Source organism: Alteromonas sp. ABH4_456 (assembly GCF_056160645.1).
This window is the reverse complement of sequence record NZ_JBSWXO010000018.1, coordinates 38,527-64,236: the sequence shown is the minus strand read 5'-3', so window position 1 is coordinate 64,236 and position 25,710 is coordinate 38,527. Positions and strand designations below refer to the sequence as shown.

At 47.2% G+C, this 25,710-nt stretch carries 27 protein-coding genes; 4 read left to right on the top strand and 23 right to left on the bottom strand.

Annotation, left to right across the window (positions count from 1 at the left end; genetic code table 11):
- Positions 1 to 14 precede the first annotated feature (14 nt).
- Positions 15 to 1,358 (bottom strand): MFS transporter, encoded by a 1,344-nt coding sequence (locus ACXAG2_RS19720; RefSeq protein ID WP_474869839.1) that lies wholly within the window; start codon positions 1,356 to 1,358, stop codon positions 15 to 17.
- A gap of 359 nt (positions 1,359 to 1,717) precedes the next feature.
- Here ACXAG2_RS19720 and ACXAG2_RS19715 point away from each other — a divergent pair, with 359 nt between their 5' ends.
- The 3 genes from ACXAG2_RS19715 to ACXAG2_RS19705 are packed head-to-tail and all read left to right on the top strand — an operon-like array spanning position 1,718 to position 6,229.
- Positions 1,718 to 4,627: a TonB-dependent receptor domain-containing protein gene (locus ACXAG2_RS19715; protein WP_474869837.1), complete on the top strand. Its 2,910-nt coding sequence runs from the start codon at positions 1,718 to 1,720 to the stop codon at positions 4,625 to 4,627.
- 41 nt (positions 4,628 to 4,668) lie between these two features.
- Positions 4,669 to 5,184: a DUF3237 family protein gene (locus ACXAG2_RS19710; RefSeq protein ID WP_474869835.1), complete on the top strand. Its 516-nt coding sequence runs from the start codon at positions 4,669 to 4,671 to the stop codon at positions 5,182 to 5,184.
- 19 nt (positions 5,185 to 5,203) lie between these two features.
- Complete coding sequence (locus tag ACXAG2_RS19705) at positions 5,204 to 6,229, top strand: MBL fold metallo-hydrolase (protein WP_474869832.1); 1,026 nt, start codon at positions 5,204 to 5,206, stop codon at positions 6,227 to 6,229.
- 40 nt (positions 6,230 to 6,269) lie between these two features.
- Here the strand turns inward: ACXAG2_RS19705 and ACXAG2_RS19700 are convergent, their stop codons facing one another.
- The 3 genes from ACXAG2_RS19700 to ACXAG2_RS19690 form a co-directional block, all read right to left on the bottom strand.
- Positions 6,270 to 6,902, bottom strand: coding sequence for a YiaD family glycine zipper/OmpA-like lipoprotein (locus ACXAG2_RS19700; RefSeq protein WP_474848726.1), 633 nt, complete (start codon positions 6,900 to 6,902; stop codon positions 6,270 to 6,272).
- A gap of 204 nt (positions 6,903 to 7,106) precedes the next feature.
- Positions 7,107 to 8,303 (bottom strand): HD-GYP domain-containing protein, encoded by a 1,197-nt coding sequence (locus ACXAG2_RS19695; RefSeq protein WP_474869831.1) that lies wholly within the window; start codon positions 8,301 to 8,303, stop codon positions 7,107 to 7,109.
- A 73-nt stretch (positions 8,304 to 8,376) separates the two neighbouring features.
- Positions 8,377 to 8,730: an MGMT family protein gene (locus tag ACXAG2_RS19690; RefSeq protein ID WP_474869828.1), complete on the bottom strand. Its 354-nt coding sequence runs from the start codon at positions 8,728 to 8,730 to the stop codon at positions 8,377 to 8,379.
- A gap of 32 nt (positions 8,731 to 8,762) precedes the next feature.
- Here ACXAG2_RS19690 and ACXAG2_RS19685 point away from each other — a divergent pair, with 32 nt between their 5' ends.
- Positions 8,763 to 9,341 carry a tRNA-uridine aminocarboxypropyltransferase gene (locus tag ACXAG2_RS19685; RefSeq protein WP_474869826.1) on the top strand — a complete coding sequence of 193 codons (579 nt, stop codon included), beginning with the start codon at positions 8,763 to 8,765 and terminating at the stop codon, positions 9,339 to 9,341.
- 7 nt (positions 9,342 to 9,348) lie between these two features.
- Here ACXAG2_RS19685 and ACXAG2_RS19680 read toward each other — a convergent pair whose 3' ends face one another.
- From ACXAG2_RS19680 to ACXAG2_RS19590, 19 genes are all read right to left on the bottom strand, one after another.
- Positions 9,349 to 9,951, bottom strand: coding sequence for a glutathione S-transferase family protein (locus ACXAG2_RS19680; protein WP_474869824.1), 603 nt, complete (start codon positions 9,949 to 9,951; stop codon positions 9,349 to 9,351).
- A 47-nt stretch (positions 9,952 to 9,998) separates the two neighbouring features.
- On the bottom strand, positions 9,999 to 10,964 hold the full coding sequence (locus ACXAG2_RS19675) for a hypothetical protein (RefSeq protein ID WP_474869822.1): 966 nt from the start codon (positions 10,962 to 10,964) through the stop codon (positions 9,999 to 10,001).
- A gap of 132 nt (positions 10,965 to 11,096) precedes the next feature.
- Complete coding sequence (locus tag ACXAG2_RS19670) at positions 11,097 to 11,462, bottom strand: VOC family protein (RefSeq protein WP_349590960.1); 366 nt, start codon at positions 11,460 to 11,462, stop codon at positions 11,097 to 11,099.
- Positions 11,449 to 11,883, bottom strand: a complete 435-nt coding sequence (locus ACXAG2_RS19665) for a GFA family protein (RefSeq protein ID WP_474869819.1) — start codon at positions 11,881 to 11,883, stop codon at positions 11,449 to 11,451. Before ACXAG2_RS19665 ends, ACXAG2_RS19670 begins: the two co-directional genes overlap by 14 nt.
- A 119-nt stretch (positions 11,884 to 12,002) precedes the next feature.
- Positions 12,003 to 12,419, bottom strand: a complete 417-nt coding sequence (locus ACXAG2_RS19660) for a F0F1 ATP synthase subunit epsilon (RefSeq protein ID WP_303572536.1) — start codon at positions 12,417 to 12,419, stop codon at positions 12,003 to 12,005.
- 67 nt (positions 12,420 to 12,486) lie between these two features.
- Positions 12,487 to 13,869, bottom strand: coding sequence for a F0F1 ATP synthase subunit beta (gene atpD, locus ACXAG2_RS19655; protein WP_303572537.1), 1,383 nt, complete (start codon positions 13,867 to 13,869; stop codon positions 12,487 to 12,489).
- Positions 13,870 to 13,902: 33 nt separating this feature from the next.
- Positions 13,903 to 14,763, bottom strand: a complete 861-nt coding sequence (atpG, locus tag ACXAG2_RS19650; protein WP_119503209.1) for a F0F1 ATP synthase subunit gamma — start codon at positions 14,761 to 14,763, stop codon at positions 13,903 to 13,905.
- 57 nt (positions 14,764 to 14,820) lie between these two features.
- Entirely contained in the window at positions 14,821 to 16,362 is a 1,542-nt protein-coding gene (gene atpA, locus ACXAG2_RS19645; protein ID WP_474869817.1) for a F0F1 ATP synthase subunit alpha, read from the bottom strand.
- Positions 16,363 to 16,375: 13 nt separating this feature from the next.
- Positions 16,376 to 16,909 carry a F0F1 ATP synthase subunit delta gene (atpH, locus tag ACXAG2_RS19640; protein ID WP_119503211.1) on the bottom strand — a complete coding sequence of 178 codons (534 nt, stop codon included), beginning with the start codon at positions 16,907 to 16,909 and terminating at the stop codon, positions 16,376 to 16,378.
- Positions 16,910 to 16,923: 14 nt separating this feature from the next.
- Complete coding sequence (gene atpF, locus ACXAG2_RS19635) at positions 16,924 to 17,394, bottom strand: F0F1 ATP synthase subunit B (protein WP_119503212.1); 471 nt, start codon at positions 17,392 to 17,394, stop codon at positions 16,924 to 16,926.
- 44 nt (positions 17,395 to 17,438) lie between these two features.
- Positions 17,439 to 17,660 (bottom strand): F0F1 ATP synthase subunit C, encoded by a 222-nt coding sequence (atpE, locus tag ACXAG2_RS19630; protein WP_012520222.1) that lies wholly within the window; start codon positions 17,658 to 17,660, stop codon positions 17,439 to 17,441.
- 102 nt (positions 17,661 to 17,762) lie between these two features.
- Positions 17,763 to 18,623, bottom strand: coding sequence for a F0F1 ATP synthase subunit A (atpB, locus tag ACXAG2_RS19625; protein WP_474869814.1), 861 nt, complete (start codon positions 18,621 to 18,623; stop codon positions 17,763 to 17,765).
- A gap of 93 nt (positions 18,624 to 18,716) precedes the next feature.
- Positions 18,717 to 19,103, bottom strand: a complete 387-nt coding sequence (locus tag ACXAG2_RS19620) for an ATP synthase subunit I (RefSeq protein ID WP_474869811.1) — start codon at positions 19,101 to 19,103, stop codon at positions 18,717 to 18,719.
- Between the two features lie 197 nt (positions 19,104 to 19,300).
- Positions 19,301 to 20,182: a ParB/RepB/Spo0J family partition protein gene (locus tag ACXAG2_RS19615; RefSeq protein WP_474869809.1), complete on the bottom strand. Its 882-nt coding sequence runs from the start codon at positions 20,180 to 20,182 to the stop codon at positions 19,301 to 19,303.
- Positions 20,183 to 20,239: 57 nt separating this feature from the next.
- Positions 20,240 to 21,031 carry a ParA family protein gene (locus ACXAG2_RS19610; protein WP_474842305.1) on the bottom strand — a complete coding sequence of 264 codons (792 nt, stop codon included), beginning with the start codon at positions 21,029 to 21,031 and terminating at the stop codon, positions 20,240 to 20,242.
- Positions 21,032 to 21,041: 10 nt separating this feature from the next.
- Positions 21,042 to 21,683 carry a 16S rRNA (guanine(527)-N(7))-methyltransferase RsmG gene (rsmG, locus tag ACXAG2_RS19605; RefSeq protein ID WP_474869806.1) on the bottom strand — a complete coding sequence of 214 codons (642 nt, stop codon included), beginning with the start codon at positions 21,681 to 21,683 and terminating at the stop codon, positions 21,042 to 21,044.
- The gene (mnmG, locus tag ACXAG2_RS19600) at positions 21,680 to 23,581 is read right to left on the bottom strand and encodes a tRNA uridine-5-carboxymethylaminomethyl(34) synthesis enzyme MnmG (protein WP_474848744.1); all 1,902 of its coding nucleotides are present in this window, start codon (positions 23,579 to 23,581) and stop codon (positions 21,680 to 21,682) included. The genes rsmG and mnmG overlap by 4 nt, the downstream gene beginning before the upstream one ends.
- 639 nt (positions 23,582 to 24,220) lie before the next feature.
- Complete coding sequence (locus tag ACXAG2_RS19595) at positions 24,221 to 25,039, bottom strand: ATP-binding protein (RefSeq protein WP_474869803.1); 819 nt, start codon at positions 25,037 to 25,039, stop codon at positions 24,221 to 24,223.
- A gap of 5 nt (positions 25,040 to 25,044) precedes the next feature.
- On the bottom strand, positions 25,045 to 25,707 hold the full coding sequence (locus ACXAG2_RS19590) for a DnaT-like ssDNA-binding domain-containing protein (protein ID WP_474869800.1): 663 nt from the start codon (positions 25,705 to 25,707) through the stop codon (positions 25,045 to 25,047).
- Between the last annotated feature and the right edge of the window lie 3 nt (positions 25,708 to 25,710).

Below are 25,710 nucleotides of genomic sequence, written 5' to 3'. Positions count from 1 at the left end.
TACCCCTTATGCACTTACTTAAGCGCTGTTGAATTAATAGAAGTATGGGTTTGGGTTGGCTTTCCTGCTAAAAACAACACGATACATGCTGAGACCACCAGACTAATACCAACGCCAATCAGTCCCCACGTATAGTCTCCGGTTGACATCTTGATGTAGCCGATTAACGTTGGTCCGAAAAAGCCGCCAAGATTGCCGATAGAATTGATTGCAGCAATACCCGCTGCAGCCCCTGAGCCTGTCAAAAACTGAGTAGGAATTGCCCATAAAGGTGGTTTAGCAGAACTCACTCCCACGTTGACGACAATGAGTGCCAACACCGCAGCCAGCAGAGATGTTGTAAAAGCTGCGGCAAACAGGCCTACGGAAGCAACAATACACGCGACGAATACGTGGGTTGTACGTTCGCCCGTTTTATCTGAGTGTTTTGCCCAGAAAACCATTGCTATTACAGCAAAGACAGGGGGAATCGCATTAACCAAACCAATTTGGGTTAAGGTTAGTTCGTATTGCGCCAGTATTTGTGGGGCCCATATCCCTATTGTGTAAAGCCCGGCAGATGTGCCGAAATAAACCAGTGCCAACGCCAGAATTCGCGGGTTAAGCAGCGCAGAGAAAACGGCTGAAGCACCATGACTTGCTGCAACGGCTTTTCTCTCTTTGCTCATTTCTTCCACAAGCCACTGTTTTTGCTCTTCAGGCAGCCATTTCGCCTTTTCCGGCCTGTCAGTAAGAAAGAGTAGAACTGCAGCAGACAATAACACAGCAGGTAGGGCTTCAATGAGAAATAGCCACTGCCAGCCTTTCATTCCCATGATGCCGTCGAAAGACAGCAGCCATCCGGATATTGGCGAACCAAGGCCGATTGAAATTGGCACTGCTGCCATAAACATTGCCGTGATCCCCGCGCGATATCGACATGGAAACCAATAACTTAAATACAGAATTATGCCGGGAAAAAAACCCGCTTCTGCAGCCCCTAGTAAAAATCTGAGTATGTAGAAACTGATGGGCCCCTGTACAAAGGCCATGGCGCCGGAAACAAGACCCCAGGTTAGCATAATCCTCGCTATCCACCTGCGGGCGCCAACCTTGTGAAGAATGAGATTAGAAGGGACTTCAAAAAGAAAATAGCCGATAAAAAAGATACCTGCCCCCAGTCCAAACGCAGCCTTGGACAGGCCAATATCATCGTTCATCGTGATTGCAGCAATACCGACGTTTACCCGATCCAGATAAGCAACAAAGTAAAGCAACATAATGAAAGGGACGATTCTCCAGGCAACCCTTTTCATCGTTAATTGTTCAGTTGACAACACCATCACCATTTTCATTAATTTAACAATGAAAAAGGACATTACACTCAAAATAAAAGTTGAACAATATGCAATTTTTTTTGCAAAAAGGTAAACGAAATGCCAATTATTTCAAATTTAGCGTATTTGTAAATGTGTAATAAAGAGTTGCAGCAATAACAATTAACCAAACAATTTCAAATACTTATAAAATGTAAAAATTGAAATTCAATAACTTTTTACACACCTGAAATTTCTTTGCATAAGATTCCCAATGTCACATATTGCAAAAAAAATAGTCATCATCTGCCATTTAATAATTTAAACATTTAATTAACACTTCAGCTTATAAATTAGTCTGCCCGAGATCACTGGGATAGAGGACTAAGACTAATTATATGAAAAGACACACTGGAGCATTTATGACTGAATCACACGCTAAAACGAGAATTGCCGTATTAATTGGGGCTATGTTAAGTCCAACAGTAGTTATCGCACAGGAGCCGCAAACGACAGAAGCTCAGGAAGAACAGCAAGTCGAGACAATTTCCGTAACAGGTACCAGAATTAAGCGTAAAGATCTCGTCTCTTCCAGCCCGACAGTGACAACCGACGCAGAAGATTTTGCCCGCGCAGGCGATGTGACACTGGACAATTATCTGCGTCAGCTTCCTCAGTTTCAGCCGGGCCAGGGTAGCTTCAGTAACAGCAGTTCCGGGGGAACTGTTGGGCAGTCTACACTGAATCTCCGCGGCTTAGGGCCTCAGAGAAACCTTGTGTTACTCGATGGTCGCCGCATGCAGTCTTCTAATGCAAACAGTGCCATTGATATAAACACACTTCCTTCCAATGCTATAGGTGGCGTAGAGATTGTCAGTGGCGGGGCTTCTGCAACTTACGGCTCAGACGCAATGTCAGGTGTCGTAAATTTCCAGACCCGAACAGATCTTGACGGGCTGGAACTATCTGCGAAACTGACTCAACCCAAAGATGGTGATGGCCAAACCACACTATATGGTATCGCTTATGGTTCGGATTTTTCTGATTCTAAGGGTAATGTGTTTATTAGTGCTGAATGGGTAGACCGGGAAGGGATCTCTATTCAGGACAGGCCGTTCTTCTTAGATCAACCAGCTAGTGGATTTACACCTTTCAGCAGAACGTTACCTGACGTACCACCAAGTGCAGATGCTGTTAATGAACTGTTCGCCGGCTATGGGTTTGAGGGCGTGAGTAACAGAAGCTTTTTCGGGGTTAATGATGACGGCTCAATTTTCGCAGTCAGTCGCGGCCAGGCGATCAATTACCGAGGCCCTACAGAAGCTCCTTTCCTGGTGAGTGATTCTGGTTATGGTTACCACCCTGGTTACTATAACTATGTGCAGGTTCCTCTTGAAAGAAAAGCCATATTTGGTAAAGCAAATTATATTCTGGATGACGACCTGACACTTTATGGGCACTTCCAATACTCAGATAGTGAAGCTCAAAATATAGGGTCAGAGCCCGTACTGGCAGCTCCGTGGAGTGTGTTCGTTCCGGTAACCAATCCGTATATTGTTGCAAATGAAGCCTTCTCTGATTTGCTTGCTTCAAGAAGCCAGCCGGATTTACCAGTGGAATATCAAGTGCGGTTGGGAGCGGCTGGTCCACGAACCTACAATACCGACTCAACAGTATGGCAAGGATTGGTGGGCTTAAACGGCTATGTCGAATCTATGGATTTATCCTGGGACGTATATGTTTCCAGAGGTCGAACAAAAAATACCGACTCTACAACGTCTGGTTCAGTCAGTTATGTGGCAATGCAGGAACTGGTTGACGCACCTGATGGTGGTAACAGTATTTGTAGTGGCGGCTACCAGGTATTTAACGGCCTCAACCAATTGTCTGATGACTGTCTGTCATATATCTCCCGCACACCAGTCAATGAAACGATAATGGAGCAAACAGTTATCGAAGGTGTCGTCGAAGGTTTGATAACCGAGCTTGATGCCGGTGAGGTACGATTCGCTCTTGGTGCCCACTATCGCGAAAACACATATGACTTTAACCCGGATGATGACATTGCAGCGAACAGGCTCGCCAGTTTATCCGCAACACAACCTACTTCAGGTAGTATTGATGTAAAAGAAATTTCCGCGGAAGTTTATGTTCCTTTATGGGCATCGAGTGATATGGACCAGGCAGTGAATATGACTGTCGGTTACCGTTTTTCTGACTACAACCTGGCTGGTACAGCAAACACATATAAAGCAGAATTAGACTGGCGGGCGAATGAACACGTGTTGTTCAGAACCGGCTTCCAACACGCATTACGAGCTCCAAATGTTGAAGAATTCTTTAACGCAGGAACTCAGCAAGTTTCCGGAATAGGCTCACCAACTAGTGGCGGCGGTGATCCCTGTGACTACCGCCATCCGGGTCTGAGCGGTGAAAATGCAGACGCGATAGGGGCACTTTGTATAGCAACAGGGCTGGATCCTTCCCTTCTGGGTAGATTCAGACAGCCATCAAACTCTTTAGTTACAACTACTTTTGGTGATAGAACATTAGATCCGGAAGAGGCAGAGTCATTCACGTTAGGTATGGTGCTGGAATCCCCCTTTGACAGTGAATACTTCGAGGATATGTCGTTAACCCTGGATTACTATGATCTGGAAATCGAGAAAGCCATTGCGGCGATACCGGCTGACCAGTCTTTAGCGAAATGCTATAACCTGGACGGTTCGAATCCTGAATACAGCACAGAAAACTTTTTCTGTCAGCAGTTCGACAGAAATAACAACGGTATTTTCCAGTACGTTAATCAGCCATATCTAAATCTGGGTGGTTATAAAACAAGTGGCCTGGATATATCTTTTAACTGGACAGTGCCAGCTAAGTTCGTAAACGACTCATCGAAATTAGTCTTTAATAGTTTTGCCAACCACTTAACTAAGTTTGACATTGCCGTATTTGAAGACAGCCCTTATCAGGATTACGCCGGAACAGTTTCGGGTACAGAAAGCTACCCTGAATGGAAACTGGTCAATAGCCTGACACTCGTTAGCGAAGATTTCTCTGTTACAGCGCGCTGGCGTTATATTTCAAGTATGGATGACGTTAGCGTGGTTTCAAACCCGGCGTCGACAACGCCTGGCAGTAGCAATTATAGCTATATTGATTTGTCTGCCAGCTATACATTTGATGAATCAGTAACATTCAGAGCAGGTGTTAACAACTTATCAGACAAAGCACCTCCAGTTATAGGTGGTACCAGCGGTACAACAAACCAGGGTGTATTTGACGGTATAGGTCGCACCTTGTATGTCCAGGCAAACTGGAAAATATAAAGATAAGGGGCGCTCAGGCGCCCTTTTTTAAGGAAACTACAATGTTACTTCGTCATACTTTTTTTTTTACTCTCTTTTATATATTCAACTCTTCTGTTTTCGCCCACGAAAACTCAGGCCTGGGTTCTTACCCGGCTCCTGATATTCAATCTGCGCCAGTGCTACAAATACATGTTGAACTCGGGACTAAAATTGATGTCGGTGAAACTGACGACGGCCACAGATACATAGTTCCTATTACTGGCGGGCATTTCACAGGTCACAATATATCAGGAAGCGTAATTCCCGGCGGCGCCGACTGGCAGGTGAATCGCCAGGACAATGTAAAGAATATTGAAGCTATTTATGCACTTAAGACAGATGATGGTGTTACTATTGTCGTTCACAATAAAGGTATTGTTCACACACTGACCGGCGAGCGATACGCATTTACCCGTCCAGAGTTTCATGTGGCTACCGGAAAATATGACTGGCTCAATAAAGACTTTTATATTGGAACCATTGAGTCAATTAAATCCCCAAGAGCGGTAAATATTCGTATATACCGCGTGGAATAACTACATAGAAGGATCCTGTATGCAAGCTCATCGTTCGCTGCTATTCGTTCTCCTCATTGGCGTAGTGTTTTGCAGCCAAGCCGAGGAAGCAAAAACCAAAGCGGAACAACTCGCAAAAAAGGGTATTTCTACCGGCTCTTACTTTCCTGGTTATACCAATCTCTGTGACTTAACAATGACCTTTCGCGATGTAAATGCCCCCAGAGACCGGGCTGCGACCCCTCGCAGGAAAGATAGCGCCGATGCTAAAAAGTCTCCGCGAGAACGTTCTCCCGGAAAAGAGCCAGGGCCCATGCAAGTCTTCGACAACTTGTATTTTGTTGGAAACGCGGGTGTATCTGCATGGGTCTTGGGTGATGAAGATGGCTATATTTTAATTGATGCCCTGACCAGCAATAAAGAAGCACGTGAAACCATTATTGGCGGGATGAAAACACTGGGACTTAACCCTGATAAAATTGCGTATTTAGTAATTACTCATGCGCATGGCGATCATTACGGCGGTTTCAGATACCTGACACAAGAATATGGTATGCCCGTGGTTATGAGTGAAGCAGATTGGAAGCTTGCTGAAATCATGCCCGAGCACCCCAGATTCGGGCCAGCTCCGGCGTTAAAAGGTAACATTGCAGTAACAGATGGTACCATACTTTCAGCAGGTAACGCTGAGATGGAAATTCGAGTGACTCCGGGACATACAATGGGTACGATTTCTCCCCTTTTTACGGTGTATGACAACGGACAACCATTCAGAGCCGCATTATGGGGTGGAACCGGATTTAACTTTGGCGTTAAACCAGCCCAATTTGCTGCTTATGCAAAGTCTGCGAGTAACTTTAAAGCGCTGGCGGAAGAGCAAGACGTGACTGTTTTTCTATCGAATCATGGAAAAAGGGATGGCTCGATAGAAAAGATGGAGCAACTTGCGCGGCGCCCCCCCGGAGCTCTCCACCCGTTTGATATGGGTAAACATGCAACAGATGTATTTGACGTTTTATCTAATTGTGCAATGGCGCAATATCACAGGGTTAAAAGCGGGAATTAATCATATTAACAGAATCAGGGAGGAGTGGTCCTCCCTGATTCTATTCACTCAGCGGTTGTATTTTCAGCTCAACACGACGGTTAATCTGACGGTTTTCAGCCGAAGTATTAGGCACTTTTGGCTGATACTCTCCCAGACCCACTGTGGTTACCCTGGTAGGATTAACATTGAACGTGGTCAGCAGATTCTTAACAGATTGCGCACGGCGCTCTGACAACGTCTGGTTGTAAGATTCTGCGCCGGTGTCATCGGTATGACCTTCGATAAGCAGCACCGTTTTCTCGTACTGATTTACCACCGTTGCCACATCCTGCAAGACAGGATTGAAATTAGGACTGATAGACGCACTGTTGGTGGCAAACGTAATATCACCCGGCATAATGAGGCGCAGGTTATCCCCTTCCCGAACTACCTGTACGCCGGTGTCAGCCAGTTGCTCGCGCATTTCTTCTTCCTGGCGATCCATATAGTTACCAATCGCACCACCGGCAATAGCACCGACCACAGCACCCCAGGCATAACGGCTTTTGTCGTTATCCCCGGTCGCTTTACCCAACAGTGCACCGACGACAGCGCCGATCCCTGCACCTTTTTGCGTATTGTTAGGGCTTGTTGCACAACCACCCGCGATTAAAGAAGCGGTGATGAGTCCGACTGCGAAGACTTTCTTCATGATATCCCTCTTAAGATAATTACAACTGTACCGGTCAGGACAGCAAGACCTGTTCCATCATCCGGTTTAACGCCAAAATACGCGCCGGCAAATGAATACAAGCTGAATGGCCTTATCCGCAGGGGATAAACGGGAAGTTAATTGCGATGATTGCACACACCGGCGGGTAAAATGTTCCCGGTGATGTATGTAATTAAAGACAAATCAGGGAGAGACGTTCTGCGCAAAAAACTGGTTGAAGTTAATTTTGTAGTCACTGGCTTTTACCGCTTTTTCAATTTTTACCCGCTTATCATGGGCAAGGTCGATATCCCGCGGGGTAACATAATGATTACCGGTCAGTGAATAGAATACTTTAACAACCGGTGTCAGCGGAGAGTCATTCTGTGACAACACCATAGCCAGTTTATCGTTAGACAGAAGCACCAGACTGCCTACGGGATAGACGCCCATACATTTGATAAATTGCTGAACAAGTGCCTGGTCAAGCTTATGAGGACATTCCCCGATAAGGATCTGGAAAGCCCGCTGGCTCGGCATACCGGCTTTGTAACAACGGTCAGCAGTAAGCGCATCGTACATATCTGCAACTGCCAGCATACGCCCTGCGGTGCTGATGTTGTCACCTTTTGTTCCTGCCGGATAACCATATCCGTCAAGACGCTCATGATGTTCACTGACGGTTCTGACGAGGTCCGGGTTCAGATTTACCTCATGCAAGGCATCTACGCCATATTCGACATGCTTCTTCATCACGTCCATTTCTTCATCAGTGAGTCTGCCTGGTTTATGCAGGATCTCATCCGGCACACGAATTTTGCCCATATCATGAAGGAATCCGGCAAAAGCCAGTTCCTGTACCTGGTCATCAGACATTCCCATATGACGCGCAAAGTTAGCGAGAATAATAGCTACGTTTAACGAATGCTCCAGCAGGTAATCATCTTTTTCACGGATGCGGGTAAGGCAAAGCAGTGCGTCAGGATTGCGCTCGACTGATGCCACAAGGTTCTGTGAAAACTCACTGGGAATGCGATCGTCGAAAGGTAGACCCTGCTGAACAGCTTTAAGTAAGGTTCTTTGAATTTCCTTACCCTGTTTATATAAATTTTCTGCCCGGACCAGTTCGGACGTCAGGCTCATACGGGGCTTTTTCTTCGCCGGAACCGGCTCCTCTGCCGGCACAGGCACAGCGGCTTCTTCATCAGGTTCGAATTGCTTCGATAAATCGATAACGAGTTTGAGGACGCCACGTTTTCGTAAAGATTCCACCACAGCCTTACGGGCAACGCGCCCCTGGCTTTTGATTTTCACTTTTCCTGACTGCTCAATGATTTCATTGACGTACATGCCGGGCGCTAATTCGTCTATAGTAATCGTTTTAAATACGCTGTCGGTCACTTGCTATCACACCATGGAATAAATGAGTCTGTACACTGAAGTTTAAAGATTAGCGGTAGCTCTGTGGCCACATTCAGTACTTCAGTGTATAGAGTATAGTTACCATATCAGGTTGCCACTGACAATTTCGCAGTTTCACCCGATTATCTTTCACCATGATTCCTTCGGCCATAAGCAATTCTCTTTGCTCCTTCGCTTTTTCAGAGCCGGGCGGAAAGGCTATTTTCCCGTCAGCCCGTAAAATACGATGCCAGGGAACCGGTTCTCCATTGAAATCAGCACGCAATGAACGACCTGCCAGCCGCGCTCTGCCGGGCAGACCGGCAAGATCCGCAATCTGCCCGTAGGTAGCAACCGACCCTTCCGGCACGGCCATAACGGTTTGCAGTATTTGCTTCACTTTGTCGTTGTTGCCAGTATCGGCCATAATGCGCTTTTATTTTCCAATAGAGTGTTCGAATGCGTCCATATTGCTCAGTTTGCCGCTATCCGCAAAAAACCTGTGTATGCAGTGCAGTGACGCAGATTTGTACACCTGTTCAGTTTCTCATCATTCAGCATGATAAAGAAGCCATTCACGCAAAAAATACCGCTAAATTAGTACAGCTGTGTTTACCTGATACACCCATACTTTCCGCAGGCGCTGATGAGGCGGAAATGGCCGTGGCAGATGCTCTTGATAATGCGGGATCTCCGGCGGTGATTTATCCGTCTCCGGAAAGCGCTTCTTTAGAAAAGACACCACAATCAGACACACACGATCTCTTCATTCTGCTGGATGGAAGCTGGCGTCAGGCTTACGGATTATGGCAACGCTTTACACAACTACACCCGCTCCCACAGTATCATTTCAGTCATGCCGGCCCGAGTGATTACCGTATCAGGCACACCCGTGCAGAATCAGGATTATCTACGCTTGAAGCTGTTGCGCATGTGATAAAGGTAACGACAGAGACAGATCCGGTGCCGTTATACCGGTTACAACAGTTTATGCAGGCGCAATGGCAGGGACCTGCGGCACACCTGCGTCGCAAGTAAAGAAGGTTCAGCCGGCTTTCATCGGCGTGTAGCCTTTGTGATCTTCAACCAGTTTCAGCCAGTTATTCACCGCCGGATAGGCTGTCAGATCGAATCCGCCTTCGTGGGCCACATGGGTATAAGCGTATAAACTGATATCAGCCAGTGACAGTTGTGACCCGGTCAGAAAAGGGGTGCGTGAAAGTTGATCTTCCATGACTGCCAGTGCTTTGTGCCCGCCAGCCTGTTTAGCTTCGTATTCAGCTTTACGTTCTTCCGGCAACCCCAGATATAAATTAATGAACCGGGCTACTGCAATATAGGGCTCATGGCTGTATTGCTCAAAGAACTGCCACTGCAGCATCTTAGCCAGATCGAAAGATGAACGGGGAATAAGCGCGGAACCTTCGGCAAGGAAGTTTAAGATAGCATTTGATTCGGACAGCGTGCGGCCATCCTCCATTTCCAATAGCGGGATTTTGCCGTTCGGGTTCTTCTGCAAAAACGCGGGGGTTTGCGTTGCCCCTTTTAAAATATCGACTTCTTCCCAGTCGACTTGTTTACCCAGTATGGAAAGTAATAATTGAATTTTATAGCAGTTTCCGGAACGGCTATCTCCATAAACCAGCATGACCAACTCCTTTTTATCTACAGCACTCCAGCTTACTGACGTTTCTATCAGGTCACAAGATGTTCAATATAAATTAATGTCATCCAGGAAGCAGGGATTAGAAAGACGACGCTCAGCATGCGTTTACACTGTTCAAACGTAACCGGTGTAGCAGTAATGTTTTCCACTTCTTCGATTTCCTGCTGAATCGCGTTGCGCCGTTCGTGATTGATGCGATCACTTTCGTCTTCACAGTAAATGGACGTCAGCCCGCGGGTCAGTTGATCCATTATCTTTTGCTTTTTTGCGCCGATAAGCCGGTACACCTTTACAGCAGGCATGATGAGATACACTGTCAAAGACGATAAAAACAGGGTCACTATGGCAAGATCGATTGCCGGTATATCTTTTTTAAACCAGAAAACGGGAATGATGATCAACGCAGTGATACTGAACAGGGCATTCTCTATCGACAGTAGCGACAGTCTTTTCAATGCTTTCAGTTCGCTGCTGGTGGCAATATTAATATGAATGAAATGCTTCAACATGTAGTGAGTGGAATAGATCATCTGAAACAGGAAAAGCCAGAAAAAGAACCAGAAAGGTACTGCAATCAAATCAAGCACCAGAACCTGCATGTTCATATCGAAGGCAACCAGTTCTTCACTCATGATATAGACAGCCGTCATAGAAATAGCGAGGGTGGCGGAAGTCAGAATGTGATGGCGCAGTTTCACCGCCAGCCGGGCACGATGCTGTGCAAATAAACTCAGGGCGTTTTTATCCAGCAAATAACTCATGATGGCACCAGCCATTTGCTGTTGCTGAATGCGCAGGCTGATCCAGAAAAAGGTCGTCAGCAAGGGCATGCCTAAGGCAGCATTGAAGTCGCGTTGGGCCCGGAAATCATTGATAAGCTGGTAATCCAGCGCACCGGTGAAGTAATTCGCTATACAGCACACTACAAAATAAAGAACCGGCATGTGCCAGAAAGAAGCAGCAGAAGTTGAGGGATAATTAAATTCAGTCGTCATACGGCCTTCACGATAATACTCAGTAAAGTCCTTCCCACTGTTGTTCAAATTTTGTTTTTATTATGCCGCTAGTTTAATCATCCGCAGGCGCAATGCAACCTCTGCAATGCCGCAATTGCGCCTTTGTTTGTATCACTCTTGCTGATAGCAGTCAGACCATGCTGCAAATTCACTTCCGCCCGGTTCGGTAAAATGAAACCGGTGACCGCCTGGAAAAGCAAAAACAGGCTGAGTAATAATTCCACCCGCACCAACAATTTCAGCTTCAAGGCTGGTCAGATCGTCACTGTAAAACACGGTGAGAGCTGCACCTCGGGACGTAGTGCTGATTTCTTCACTGGCATAAAAGCCGCCGTCCACATTATCCAGAGAAAAAGCACAGTAAGCCTCACCGTAATCTGTGAAGGACCAGCCAAACACAGAAGCGAAAAACGCCCTGGTCTTTTCCAGTGATGCTGAAGGGTACTCCAGATAATTTAATGATTTATTTTTCATCATCGCCTCCCTGTTGAAAAGCAGCCATGACTTCAGCGCCGGTCATTTTCCTGCTGGTGGGATGTAGTTCGTAGTAAGGCCCTTTTTCATCGACAAATATTTCAGTTCCCATGGAAAAGTTATCACCATCGAACAAACCGGCAGGCACGAAATACTCACCGCTTTCTTTGTAGAGATAAAATAAATGGGTACCGCAGCGGTGACAAAAGCCTCTGTCAGCCCACGGAGACGACGAGAAGCGGGTGATGGCATCTTCCCCTTTAAAGGTTACCGCAACACCACAGTGAGCACTGTAGAAGGGGCCTCCGCTCCATTTCCGGCACATGTCGCAGTGACATACACCGACTTGTTCTTCTGGCTGCGTTGCATGCACTTCCACTTCGCCACACAAACAACGCCCGGTTAATCCTTTATCTGACATCATTGTTCTCCGGTGAATAAAAACTGGATAAATACACAGTACACCGGTTTACAGCAAAACAGCAAGTAGCAGACACAAAAAACCCGGCATGTAGCCGGGTTTTTCAATTTTTTGCTGATGTATTACTTACGCAGTTTTTGTATCAGACGCAATTGAGCAATAGCTTCTGCTAACTCTTGTGCCGCTTCTGCATAGTTGAAATCAGCGCCCGGGTTGGCGATATGCTCTTCAGCACGACGTTTTGCTTCTTCTGCAGACTGCTCGTCCAGATCTTCTGCACGAACAGCAGTGTCAGCAAGAACAGTGACTATACCGGGTTGTACTTCAAGTACACCGCCGGCAACATAAATCATCTCTTCTTCACCGTGCTGCTTAACCAAACGCACCATACCAGGTTTAATTGCAGTAATAAGTGGCGCGTGACCAGGGTGGATACCCAGTTCACCTTCACTTCCTGTTACCTGTAATGTTTCAACCAGACCAGAGAAAATCTCTTTTTCTGCGCTTACTACATCCAGATGAACGGTCATAGCTGCCATTGTAAACTCCTTAGTAAGGAACGTGAATCAAGCACGGGCAGACGTTAAGGCCTGCCCGGCTTCACTCTTATTTCTTGGCTTTTTCCAACGCTTCGTCGATCGAACCAACCATGTAGAAGGCTTGCTCTGGCAGGTGATCATATTCACCTTCCAGGATGCCTTTAAAGCCACTGATAGTGTCTTTCAGAGAAACGTACTTACCAGGAGAACCGGTGAATACTTCTGCTACGAAGAATGGCTGAGACAGGAAACGCTGAATCTTACGAGCACGGGATACCACTTGCTTATCTTCATCAGACAGCTCGTCCATACCCAGGATCGCGATGATATCTTTCAGCTCTTTATAGCGCTGAAGTACAGTCTGTACGCCACGCGCTGTGTCGTAGTGTTCCTGACCGATTACCAGTGGATCCAGCTGACGTGAAGTTGAGTCCAGAGGGTCTACCGCAGGGTAGATACCTAAAGACGCGATATCACGGGACAGTACTACCGTTGCATCTAAGTGAGCAAAGGTGGTAGCTGGTGAAGGGTCAGTCAAGTCATCGGCTGGTACGTATACCGCCTGGATTGACGTGATTGAACCAGTCTTGGTTGATGCGATACGCTCCTGCAGAACACCCATCTCTTCAGCCAGGGTAGGCTGATAACCTACTGCTGAAGGCATACGACCTAACAGTGCTGATACCTCAGTACCTGCCAGGGTATAACGGTAGATGTTATCTACGAAGAACAGAACGTCACGCCCTTCGTCACGGAATTTCTCTGCCATAGTCAGACCAGTCAGAGCTACACGCAGACGGTTACCCGGTGGCTCGTTCATCTGACCGTATACCAGAGATACTTTGTCCAGTACGTTAGATTCGTTCATTTCGTGGTAGAAGTCGTTACCCTCACGAGTACGCTCACCAACACCTGCGAATACTGAGAAACCGCTGTGCTCGATTGCGATGTTACGGATAAGCTCCATCATGTTTACGGTTTTACCTACACCGGCACCACCGAACAGACCAACTTTACCACCTTTCGCAAACGGACATACCAGGTCGATAACCTTGATGCCGGTTTCCAGCAGTTCTACTGAACTTGACTGATCTTCGTAGCTGGGCGCTGCACGGTGAATAGACATACGCTCTTCTTCACCAATTGGGCCTGCTTCGTCGATTGGGTTACCCAGCACGTCCATGATACGGCCCAGAGTGGCTGTACCAACAGGAACCATGATAGGTGCTTGCGTGTTTTCTACTGCCAGGCCACGACGCAGACCGTCAGTGGTACCCAGAGCGATGGAACGAACTACACCACCGCCTAATTGCTGTTGCACTTCCAGGGTTAGCCCGGATAAGTCACCTTCGGTAACTTTCAGTGCGTCATATACTCTTGGTACCGCATCTTGTGGAAACTCGATGTCCACAACGGCGCCAATGATTTGGACGACCTTACCTTGACTCATAATTAGTCCTCGTTATCTCTTCTAAACCTTTGCCTACACCGCTGCGGCGCCGGATACAATCTCACTGATTTCCTGTGTGATTGCAGCCTGACGGGCCTTGTTGTATACCAGTTGCAGATCATCGATAAGGTTGCCGGCGTTATCTGTTGCCGCTTTCATTGCAACCATACGTGCTGCTTGTTCTGACGCTGCGTTTTCCACAACACCCTGATATACCTGGGATTCGATGTAACGAACCATTAAGGATTCCAGAATTTCTTTTGGATCCGGCTCGTAGATGTAATCCCAACGATGCTTCAGTGTCTCATCTTCTGACTTTGGCAAAGGCAATAATTGATTCATCACAGGCGTTTGCGACATGGTGTTAACGAAGTTGTTGTACACCAGATAAATCTTATCCAGTGTGCCTTCGTCGTAGGCGCGTAACATCACGCGTACCACACCCACTACATCGCTTACCGAAGGTGCATCACCTAAACCTGTTTCTGCGGCAAGTAGCTTACCACCAAAACGGTTAAAGAATGCACAAGCCTTCGAACCTAACGCTGCAAAATCTACTTCAACACCCTGATCGCGATACGCTTTCGCTTTCTGGGTTACCAGCTTGAACTCATTAGTGTTCAGGCCGCCGCATAATCCGCGGTCAGTAGAAATTACGATAAAGCCAACCCGTTTCACGTCACGCTCTTCAAGATAAGGGTGACGGTACTCAAGGTTACCGTTAGCAATGTGACCAATCACTTTTAGCATGCTTTGCGCGTATGGACGGCCATGAGCCATACGTTCCTGCGCCTTTTTCATTTTCGACGCAGCAACCATTTCCATCGCACTGGTAATCTTTTGAGTATTCTTGATACTCCCAATTTTACCTTTAATCTCTTTACCGCTGGCCATGATTATCTCTCCGATTACTCAACGAATTGTGCTGACCACGAAGGCCAGCACCATTGATTACCAAGTTTGAGTTGCTTTGAACTTCGTTAAAGCGTCTTTCAACTGAGAATCAATATCGTCGTTGTAGTTGCCGGTTGCATTGATAGACTTCATCAGCTCAGCGTGTTCGCTGTTCATGTAAGCGTGCAGGGCTGATTCAAAATCAAGGATTTTGCCCAGTTCTACATCTTTTAAGAAGCCTTTCTCAACGGCGTACAGAGACACACCCATATCAGCGATTGACAGAGGCGCATATTGCTTCTGCTTCATCAGTTCGGTTACACGCTCACCGTGTTCAAGCTGTGCACGTGTAGCTTCGTCAAGGTCAGATGCGAACTGAGAGAACGCAGCCAATTCACGATACTGTGCAAGCGCAAGACGGATACCACCACCCAATTTCTTAATGATCTTGGTCTGAGCAGCACCACCAACACGTGATACAGAGATACCGGCGTTAACAGCAGGACGGATACCTGCGTTAAACAGGTCAGTTTCCAGGAAGATCTGACCATCGGTGATTGAGATAACGTTAGTAGGTACGAACGCTGAAACGTCACCGGCCTGAGTTTCAATGATAGGCAGAGCCGTCAGTGAACCCGTTTGGCCTTTAACTTCACCGTTAGTGAAACGCTCTACGTACTTGTCGTTTACACGGGCAGCACGCTCCAGCAGACGGCTGTGGAGGTAGAAAACGTCACCAGGGTATGCTTCACGACCAGGAGGACGCTTCAGAAGCAGAGAGATCTGACGGTAAGCAACAGCTTGCTTAGACAGGTCATCATATACGATCAGTGCATCTTCACCACGGTCACGGAAGTACTCACCCATGGTACAACCAGAGTAAGGTGCCAGGTACTGCAGAGCAGCAGATTCAGAAGCAGAAGCCGCAACAACGATGGTGTGAGCCAGCGCGCCGTGTTCTTCCAGTTTGCGTACTACGTTAGCAATAGTAGAAGCCTTCTGGCCAACTGCTACGTAAACACACTTAATGCCTGAATTTTTCTGTTGAATGATGGCATCAACAGCCATCGCTGTTTTACCACACTGACGGTCACCGATGATAAGCTCACGCTGACCACGACCAACAGGAATCATCGCATCAACTGACTTGTAGCCAGTTTGTACTGGTTGATCAACCGATTGACGGTCGATTACGCCAGGTGCGATTTTTTCTACTGGCTCATAGCCTGCCGCTTCAACAGCGCCTTTACCATCAATAGGCTCACCCAGAGTGTTTACAACACGACCTAACAGGCCCGGGCCTACAGGTACTTCAAGGATACGACCGGTAGATTGTACTTTAGTGCCTTCTTGCAGGTCCGCATAAGGACCCATAACTACTGCACCTACAGAATCTCGTTCAAGGTTCAGTGCAATAGCGTAGCGACTACCAGGAAGCTCAATCATTTCACCTTGCATTACATCGGCCAGGCCGTGAATGCGGATAATACCGTCAGTTACGGCGACGATAGTCCCTTCGGTGCGAGCTTCACTGGTTACATTAAACTGTTCAATTCGCTTTTTGATCAGTTCTGCAATTTCAGTGGAATTAAGTTGCATACTCTTATCCCCGTTATGCTTGCAACGCGTCTGCGAGACGGTTCAATTTCGACTTCACGGAACCATCAATAACTGTATCACCGGCTTTGACTACAAAGCCTGCAACCAGGGCAGGGTCCACGTTACAATTAAGCTTCACTTTACGTGCCAAACGTTTTTCTAACGATGCACTGATTTCAGCAGTTTGCGCATCAGACAATGCAGAAGCAGAAGTCAGCTGGACTTCAATTTCTTTGTCGTAATCCGCTTTCAAAGCATTAAACAGCTCTGAAATTGCTGGCAGGGCAACTAAACGTTTATTCTCAGCCAGAACCTTAATAAAGTTCTGACCATGTTCGTCGATCTGTTCACCGCACACATTGATGAAAATCTCAGCGAGTTGGTCAGCGGCAACAGCACCAGTCATTAACTGATGCATGTCTTCGTTGTCAGCAACTTCGCCGGCAAACACCAGCATGTCCTGCCATTTGGCAACGGCGTTTTGTTCGACAGCAAAATCGAAAGCAGCTTTAGCGTAGGGACGAGCAACGGTTGTCAATTCAGACATGGCTCATCTCCCTCTTATAGCTCAGCGACAAGTTTTTCAACAATGTCGTTTTGTGCGTTTGCGTCGATTTCACGTTGAAGAATTTGTTCTGCACCAGCAACAGCTAAAGCTGCTACCTGAGCGCGTAATTCTTCCTTGGCACGATTGCGTTCAGCTTCAATTTCGGCATAACCAGAAGCAATGATTTTCTCACGCTCTGAGTAAGCTTTTTGCTTTTCACTTTCTTCAAGTTGACTAGCACGCTTTTTGGCTTGCTCGACAATTTCAGCTGCTTGCGCTTTCGCATCTTTCAACTGGTCAGTAGCTTTCTGCTGAGCCAGTTCCAGGTCTTTTTCAGCGCGTTCAGAAGCTTCAAGGCCATCGGCAATTTTCTTCTGACGCTCTTCAATCGCGCCCAGTAATGGTGGCCATACGTACTTCATGCAGAACCACACGAATACGATAAACGCGATTAATTGACCAATTAGAGTGGCGTTAATGTTCACGACCGCTCCTCCTCATATGTTCGCTAAAAAATGGGTTTAAAAAATTAAGCACCAACAGCGAACAGAAGGTATAGCGCGATACCAACACCGATCATTGCGATGGCGTCGATAAGACCCGCTACGATAAACATCTTAACTTGCAGTTGAGGAGCCAGTTCTGGTTGACGAGCAGCAGATTCTAAGAATTTACCACCCAGCAGACCGAAACCAATAGCGGTACCCAGGGCACCAAGACCGATCAGTAGTGCAACAGCGATGTATAACATGTACGTCTCCGATTTAAGTTAAATTTAAAGTTAAAGTGTAAAAGTAAAACAGTTTGAATCGTTTGCTTTCTTTTCCAGGGATTGCAAAAGATCCGGACTACATTAATGGTCTTCGTGAGCCAGGCTCAGATATACAATGGTCAACATCATAAAGATGAAGGCCTGAAGCACGATTACCAGAATATGGAATACCGCCCATGGGAAGTGCAGAGGCAACTGCCATACACCCAGGGTCGCAATAAGAATAAAGATCAATTCACCGGCATACAGGTTACCGAACAGTCGCAGCGCCAGTGAGAACGGACGTGCCAGCAGGGTAACAGATTCCAGAATGAAGTTAACCGGAATGAAAGCCCAGTGATTGAAAGGCTGGAATGTCAGCTCTTTCATGAAACCACCAATGCCTTTCACTTTGATGGAGTAGAAAATAATCAGGAAAAATACGCCCAGTGCCAGTGCCAGCGTCATGTTCAGGTCGGTGGTAGGTACCACTTTCATATACACATGGTGCGGGTCCACACCGGTGGCTGCGTTGGCAATCTGACCTGCAGCTGAAGGCAGGAAGTCTACCGGAATCAAGTCCATCAGGTTCATCAGGAACACCCAGACGAAGATGGTCAGTGACAGTGGCGCAATGAGATTATTTTTACCGTGGAAGGTGTCACGAACGTTGTCGTTTACGAACTCAACAACCAGCTCGATAAACGCCTGGGTTTTGCCCGGTACGCCGGAAGTAGCTGATTTAGCAACTCTACGGAATAACCACAGGAACAAAATACCCAGACCGATAGACCAGCCCATCGTATCGATGTTCCAAACCCAGAAACCCGCTTCAGCACATACTTCAGCGACATTATGCAGTTCTTCACCGTGACTAAATTTCACCCCGTCGTCTGTGACGCACATGGTGGCATTGGTCAAATGGTGGAGAATATACTCTTGTGTTGTAATCTCAGATGCCATGTTTCAACCTAAAAAAATTAAAGTGTAAAAACTTTCCGGCGTTTCGTCTGTAAGACCCTGGTCTTGCTACCAAGGTATCACTCTGTCTTTTTGTTATCGTTTTTGTTGACGAAACATTGCCAGCCAATAGCTGACAGTTGTGACGGCGAATGCTGCAAAAACCGCTTCGGGTATCGCATGCAAAAATTTAAAAGCCACCACAAATAAAATAACTGCTAAAACCAGGCGCAGTTTGGCTCCCTGGCTGAAGCTCCGTACTACCAGTTCATTTTTACTGGCACCGGAGTAACGAAATGCGAATAACGCAAAAATCGCGTTGGGCAGAATGCTGATTAACGCGCCGATAGCAGCTGATTTCGCTACTTCAACGGACATCGCCCAGGCGCTGATGATGACCAGCAGAGTCATGACAATTACCTGAATCAGCAAGGCATGTCTGGCAAGTTTTTTACCGGCCCCTGCCAAATCTCTGTTCACCATTGTTTTATGCTTATTTGAGCCCAAATAAAAAGCGTCAGAAGTATACTGTTTTACCGATAATTTTCAACCATACATCGCGTTTTGAAAGTTATTCTGAAAATTTTCTTATCGAATAACAGGACGAAACGCATTGTACGCGAAAAGTGCGGGAATAACGACCACCGTTAACATTTTGCTAACCATGGCCGTAAAGTGGATTAGTGTATTTTAGAAAGGATACCGTCCAGATGCTCTAAATCATTGAAGTTTATAGTAATTTTACCTTTTCCTTTGGCGTTATGGTCAATCACGACCGACGCACCAAGGTTATCAGACAGGCGGGTCATCAGACTTTGTACATCCGGATCGACGGTTTTTTCCGGTTTCGGCTTCGCCGGCTCCAGACATTTGCGTACTAATTTTTCTGTATCTCTTACCGTTAAACCTTTTCCGGATACGACCTGAGCCACTTCAGATTGCTGGCCGCCGGTGAGTCCGAGCAGTGCCCGGGCATGACCCATTTCAATATCGCCATGCTCAAGCAAGGTTTTGACATCATCATTGAGGTTATTCAGGCGCAGTAAATTTGTTACCGTCGCCCGGGATTTACCCACCGCCTCGGCGGTTTGTGCATGCGTAAGTTCAAACTCGTTCATTAAACGCTCAAGGGCCTGTGCCTCTTCCATGGCGTTTAAATCTTCACGCTGAATATTTTCAATCAATGCAATGGCCACAGCCGCTTCATCCGGCACGTCTTTGATGAGACAAGGCACAACGTCAAGTTGCGCAAGCTGGGCAGCCCGCCAGCGTCGTTCACCGGCAATAATTTCGTACTGGTCTTTGCCCAGTGTACGCACCACAATCGGTTGAATAACGCCCTGGGAACGGATAGAAGACGCCAGTTCTTCAAGCGCTTCGGGAGACATGTCTTTACGGGGCTGATATTTCCCCGGCTTCAAAAATTCGACCGGCAGCTTACTCAATTCACTTTGCGATGCCGCAGAGCTGTCAGTTTCCTGTTCACGACGGGCAACGGAAGACTGACTGGTCGCCAGCAATGCATCCAGGCCCCGACCGAGTCCTCTTTTCTTAGCAGACATATTTTCCTCAATGACTCAAGCGATTAAGACAAACAGATTTTTGGCTAGTTTAACAGATTAACTGGCTTTTGCGGGCTGTAATGTCTTCTCACGGCGGCGAAGAATTTCACCGGCCAGAGACAGGTACGCTTTAGCGCCTGCCGATGACTTATCATAGTACATGGCGGGCATGCTGAAACTGGGCGCTTCGGCCAGTCTCACGTTGCGGGGAATGACCGTGCGGTAAACCTGTTCGCCAAAATGACGTTTCAGTTGTTCAGACACATCATTGGCCAGACGGTTTCGGGGATCGTACATGGTGCGCAGTACACCCTCAATTTTCAATTCAGGGTTTACCACCGAAGCCAGTTTCTGAATAGTATCCATCAGCGCCGTTAAACCTTCAAGGGCATAGTATTCACACTGCATGGGTACCAGTACTGAATCAGCCGCAGCCAGCGCATTAACGGTAAGCTGGTTAAGTGAGGGCGGGCAGTCAATAAAAACGAAATCGTAATAATCCATCACTGGCTTGAGTGAATTACGCAGACGGACTTCACGGGCAAACATTTCCATCAGTTTGATTTCCGCTGCCGTGACATCACCGTTTGCGGCAATAAGATCGTATTTTCCTGACGTATCTTTGATGATGACTTCATCAACAGGCTTTTCTTCAATCAGTAATTCAAAACACGTGCATTCTGCTTCGTATTTATCAACACCGCTGGCCATGGTGGCATTGCCCTGAGGATCCAGATCGATAAGCAGCACTTTACGTTTGGTCGCAGCCATAGACGCCGCAACATTCACTGCTGTGGTTGTTTTGCCCACACCACCTTTTTGATTCGCTATTGCGATTACCTTCGCCACTGTGCACCCGTCAGACTTTTCGAATAGTTACTAAATGACGCTCTCCGGTCAGATCCGGCACGGATAACGCCTCTACGGACCCGATCTGGAAGTGATCACTTACTTCGTCTATCTCACTTAGAGGAAATTGTCCCTTCAGAGCAAAAAAGACTCCTGATGAATCTACCAGATGCTGGCACCAGTGCAACATATCTTTCAACGACGCAAAAGCACGGCTCAACACAATATCGTAAGGTTGTGCAGGTTCATGCTCTTCTACGCGACTGTGCACAGGAGTGACGTTTGTCAGACCAAGTTCGAACGCACATTGTTTCATAAACCGGACACGTTTGCCTAAACTATCCAGTAACGTGAATTCAATATCCGGCAACATAATTGCCAGAGGCATGCCGGGCAGGCCCGGTCCGGTGCCCACATCGATAACCCGCTTACCACTGACAAACCGGGTAACGGCCAGTGAGTCAAGAATATGTTTTACCATCATCTGCTCAGGATCGCGCACCGAGGTAAGGTTGTAGGCTTTATTCCATTTGTCGATACGCTGAACATATCCGGTGAGCTTGTCAGCCTGTTCAGTATTGATGTCCAGCGCTAACTTTTCGCAGCCCTGCAACAAAATTTCATTGAGTTTTACAGTATCGACGTTACTCACGCTGTCTTTAATTCCTGTTTACGTAACATGCCATGCTTTTTCAGATATACCAGTAACAACGAGATAGCCGCCGGCGTGATACCCGAGATCCGCGATGCCTTACCGATGGTTTCCGGTCTGGCTTCGGTAAGCTTGGCAACCACTTCGTTTGAAAGACCGGATATTTTACTGTAATCGAAGTCCATTGGCAGCAATGTATTTTCATGGCGTTGCGCTTTTGCGATCTCATCCAGCTGCCGGGCGATATAACCGGCATATTTGATTTGAATTTCCACTTGCTCAGCAGCAACAGGATCGTCAATACCCGGCCCGATACCGTCAATGTTCATCAGCGCGTTATACGTCATCTCCGGACGCCGGATAAGCTCTTCAAAGGAGTGTTCACGGCTCACGGGATTTTTAAGCAGCGTGTTGAGCTCCGGCACCGCTTTGTGATCAGGATGCACCCACTGGCCGCGCAGACGTTGCAGCTCGAGTTCAACGGCTTCCATCTTCGTGTTAAATGCTGCCCAGCGTGCGTCATCAACCAGTCCGATTTCACGGCCAAGTGCTGTCAGACGACTGTCAGCGTTATCTTCCCGTAACAGCAGACGATATTCAGCACGGCTGGTAAACATACGGTAAGGTTCTTTGGTTCCCATGGTCGCAAGATCGTCAACCAGTACACCCATGTAAGCCTGATCGCGACGTAAAATCATCGGATCTTTCTGTTGAACCTGCAGTGCTGCGTTAGCTCCCGCCATCAGTCCCTGTGCACCGGCTTCTTCGTAACCGGTAGTGCCGTTAATTTGTCCGGCAAAGAAAAGTCCGCCGATAAATTTAGTTTCCAGCGTTTGCTTCAGATCCCGCGGATCAAAAAAATCATATTCGATGGCATAACCGGGACGGATGATATGGGCATTTTCAAATCCACGGATCGAGTGAATAAGCGCCTGTTGAACATCAAAGGGCAGACTGGTTGAAATACCGTTAGGATATACCTCGATACTGTTAAGCCCTTCCGGCTCCACAAAGATCTGGTGCGAGTCCTTATCAGCAAAACGGGTGATCTTATCTTCAATACTCGGACAGTAACGCGGGCCAACACCTTCAATAACCCCGGTAAACATGGGTGAGCGATCCAGACCACCACGAATGATATCATGGGTTTTTTCGTTAGTATGGGTGATGTAGCAGCTGATCTGCTGCGGATGCATTTCACGGTTACCCATAAACGAGAATACCGGTACAGGGGTGTCGCCGGGTTGTGCCTGCATAACGCTGAAATCCAGCGTCCTGGCATCAAGACGGGCAGGGGTACCGGTTTTCAGGCGATCCACTCTGAAGGGTAATGCACGCAGACGTTCTGCCAGAGCCAGTGACGGCGGATCACCTGCACGGCCACCACGATAGTTCTCAAGACCAATGTGAATAGTGCCGCCAAGGAATGTGCCCACTGTCAGAACAACCGTTTTGGCTTTAAATTTAAGACCCATCTGGGTAACCACACCGGCCACGCGATCGTTCTCTACGATCAGGTCATCACAGCTTTGCTGGAAAACCGACAGGTTTGGCTGGTTTTCTACCACGTTACGGATAGCCTGACGGTACAGTGCCCGGTCAGCCTGGGCGCGGGTTGCACGCACAGCAGGGCCTTTACTTGAATTCAGAGTTCTGAACTGGATCCCGCCCTGATCAATTGCCAGTGCCATTGCACCACCTAAGGCATCGATCTCTTTAACCAGATGGCCTTTTCCGATCCCGCCGATAGCAGGATTACAGGACATTTGTCCGATGGTTTCCATGTTATGTGTCAATAACAGGGTTTTTGCACCCATACGGGCAGATGCTAATGCTGCTTCGGTGCCGGCATGACCACCACCCACAACGATGACATCGAATGCTTCCTGATAAAACATGTTGAACCTCACATAACACGGGGAATGTAGTTAATCGTATATTTCTTTGGCTTTACGGGCCGTCAGAAAAAGGGCGCGTATTTTAGCTGACTTATTGCCTGATTAAAATGGTTAAATTTTCTGCAATTCACTTTGGATCCGGAAAAGGCTTCCGGCTTATAGAATATAAGATCTCTTTTAAGATCTTTATTTTTATATTTATTAGGATCGCGAAGATCTGTGAGTAAGTGCTTTTTCGTTCTTTAGATCATGATCTTACAGAAAGAATAAGTTCGGTACAGAGCCGATCATAACCCACCCGGGATCATGTGCATAACCAGGTATATTATCCACAATCCAAATCTTGAGAAAAGTTATTCTTTTCGTGATCAGAGCTTATGCACAGTGGTTTACAGGATCCTATCCACAGGCGTGATCAAGATGTGATCCGATTGGGGATAACTTGTCGGCAACGATCACTTAATGATCGCATAAATCCCTGTTTTACGCGTGTTTGAAGGGTGATCTTCCTGTGATTAGATCTTTTCCACAAGATCACACACACTTTCAGGATCCTGTTTTCTGTATCGATTAGTAACCCGCAGGCAAAAAGAAATAAAAAAAGCGTCATTATGACGCTTTTCCTGCGGTCAGTTCGCCTCAGCGTACCTGATTGGGCTGATAACGCGTCTGCTGCGTCTCAGAAGGCTGTTCATCATTAACCAGACCATCACGGCGGCTGGGGCCGGAAAAACGCACCTTATAGGTGTCATACTCTTTAATTGACTCAAAACAGTACTTACCTAACGCCAGTTCGAGTTCTGTCAGATTGTGGTTGGTGATCAAAATACAGTTTTTCTTATTCACCAGACGTTGTCTGAGCAGATTACCGAGCCAGCTTTGCTGATTTTTCTTGAGCATACTTTCATTCACACAGACTTCATCAAGGATCAGCAAATCCACATCCAGCAATTCCTGGTGGGCTTCGCGGAAGCGCTGGCCTATATTATCCTGTGAACCGAAGTCGAAAGAGAAATGACGCATTTCCATCAGTGTGGACAACTGGCGGTATAACACCGTTATCTCGTACTGCTCAATGAGTTCGTGGGCAATAGCCCCGGCGATGTGTGATTTTCCGCGGCCATAGTCACCGTAAAATAACATCATGTGAGAACCGGCCTGACGCCACTCTCTGTCACTGTGCGCAGCAATAAATGACTGAGCGATACTGACCGCTTCAATCACGTCTTCACTGTCTTCAATCAAGTTTGTAAAGGTCCAGCGGGGATTCAGATCAGAGCGGCCGTGCAGATCTGTGATGCGTTGTTTTTTACTGTCCTGCTGTAACTGGCGGACTTCCTCATTCGCCTTACGCTCATACTCTTTTCTGAGCGTTTCGTATTCTGTAAAACCGTCTTTAACTTCCGGTTTGCCCATGGCGCGGGCTAACTGATTAAGCTTATCTTTTAACGATTGCATGACATTCAGCTCTTCTTTTGTGAGGCGTATTTTTCCACCAGCTTTCTGGCATTATCGTCTGCTTCTATGCCTGCTGCAACGGGTACACTCTGACTTCCCACTTTTTTGGTTGTGGTATGGCCGGTCGTCATCCGTTTTCTCTTGATGGCATAAGCAAATTTCTGTGTCCACTGGAAGTGGCTGAAAACGGCATCCGGCCGGCCCAGCCAGTAGGATACAAATTCACCGATATCTTCATCACCGAATTCACGATCGATAAGCCCGATAAGGTTTGCCATTTCTTCAAACAGCGCAGGATCAGGACGCCAGCGTCCGTGGATTGCTGTGTATTGTCTGTGAAGATGGGTGAAGTCATCCTGTGCGTGACGACACAGTGGCAACAACACGTGCTGGCCGCTCAGAGAAGTCTCAAAGGTTGCCTCTCCCTCAAGGGCGATAAGGCCGGCCTGATCCAGTTCGCTGAGCAGCGTATTGATTTGCTGGCCACGGGTATAGGCATCTTCCTGTTGATCGTTGCCGTTTAACAGGGTGATAAGAAACTTATAATTGAGGACATCTGAACGGGCGGCGTTCATATCGGCTGTCGGCTTCAGACCGAGGCAATATAACACTCTGCTGTCGTTAGAGAGCGGCGAGGTGAGGGCGTGATATTCTGCTTCGGTAAACATAAA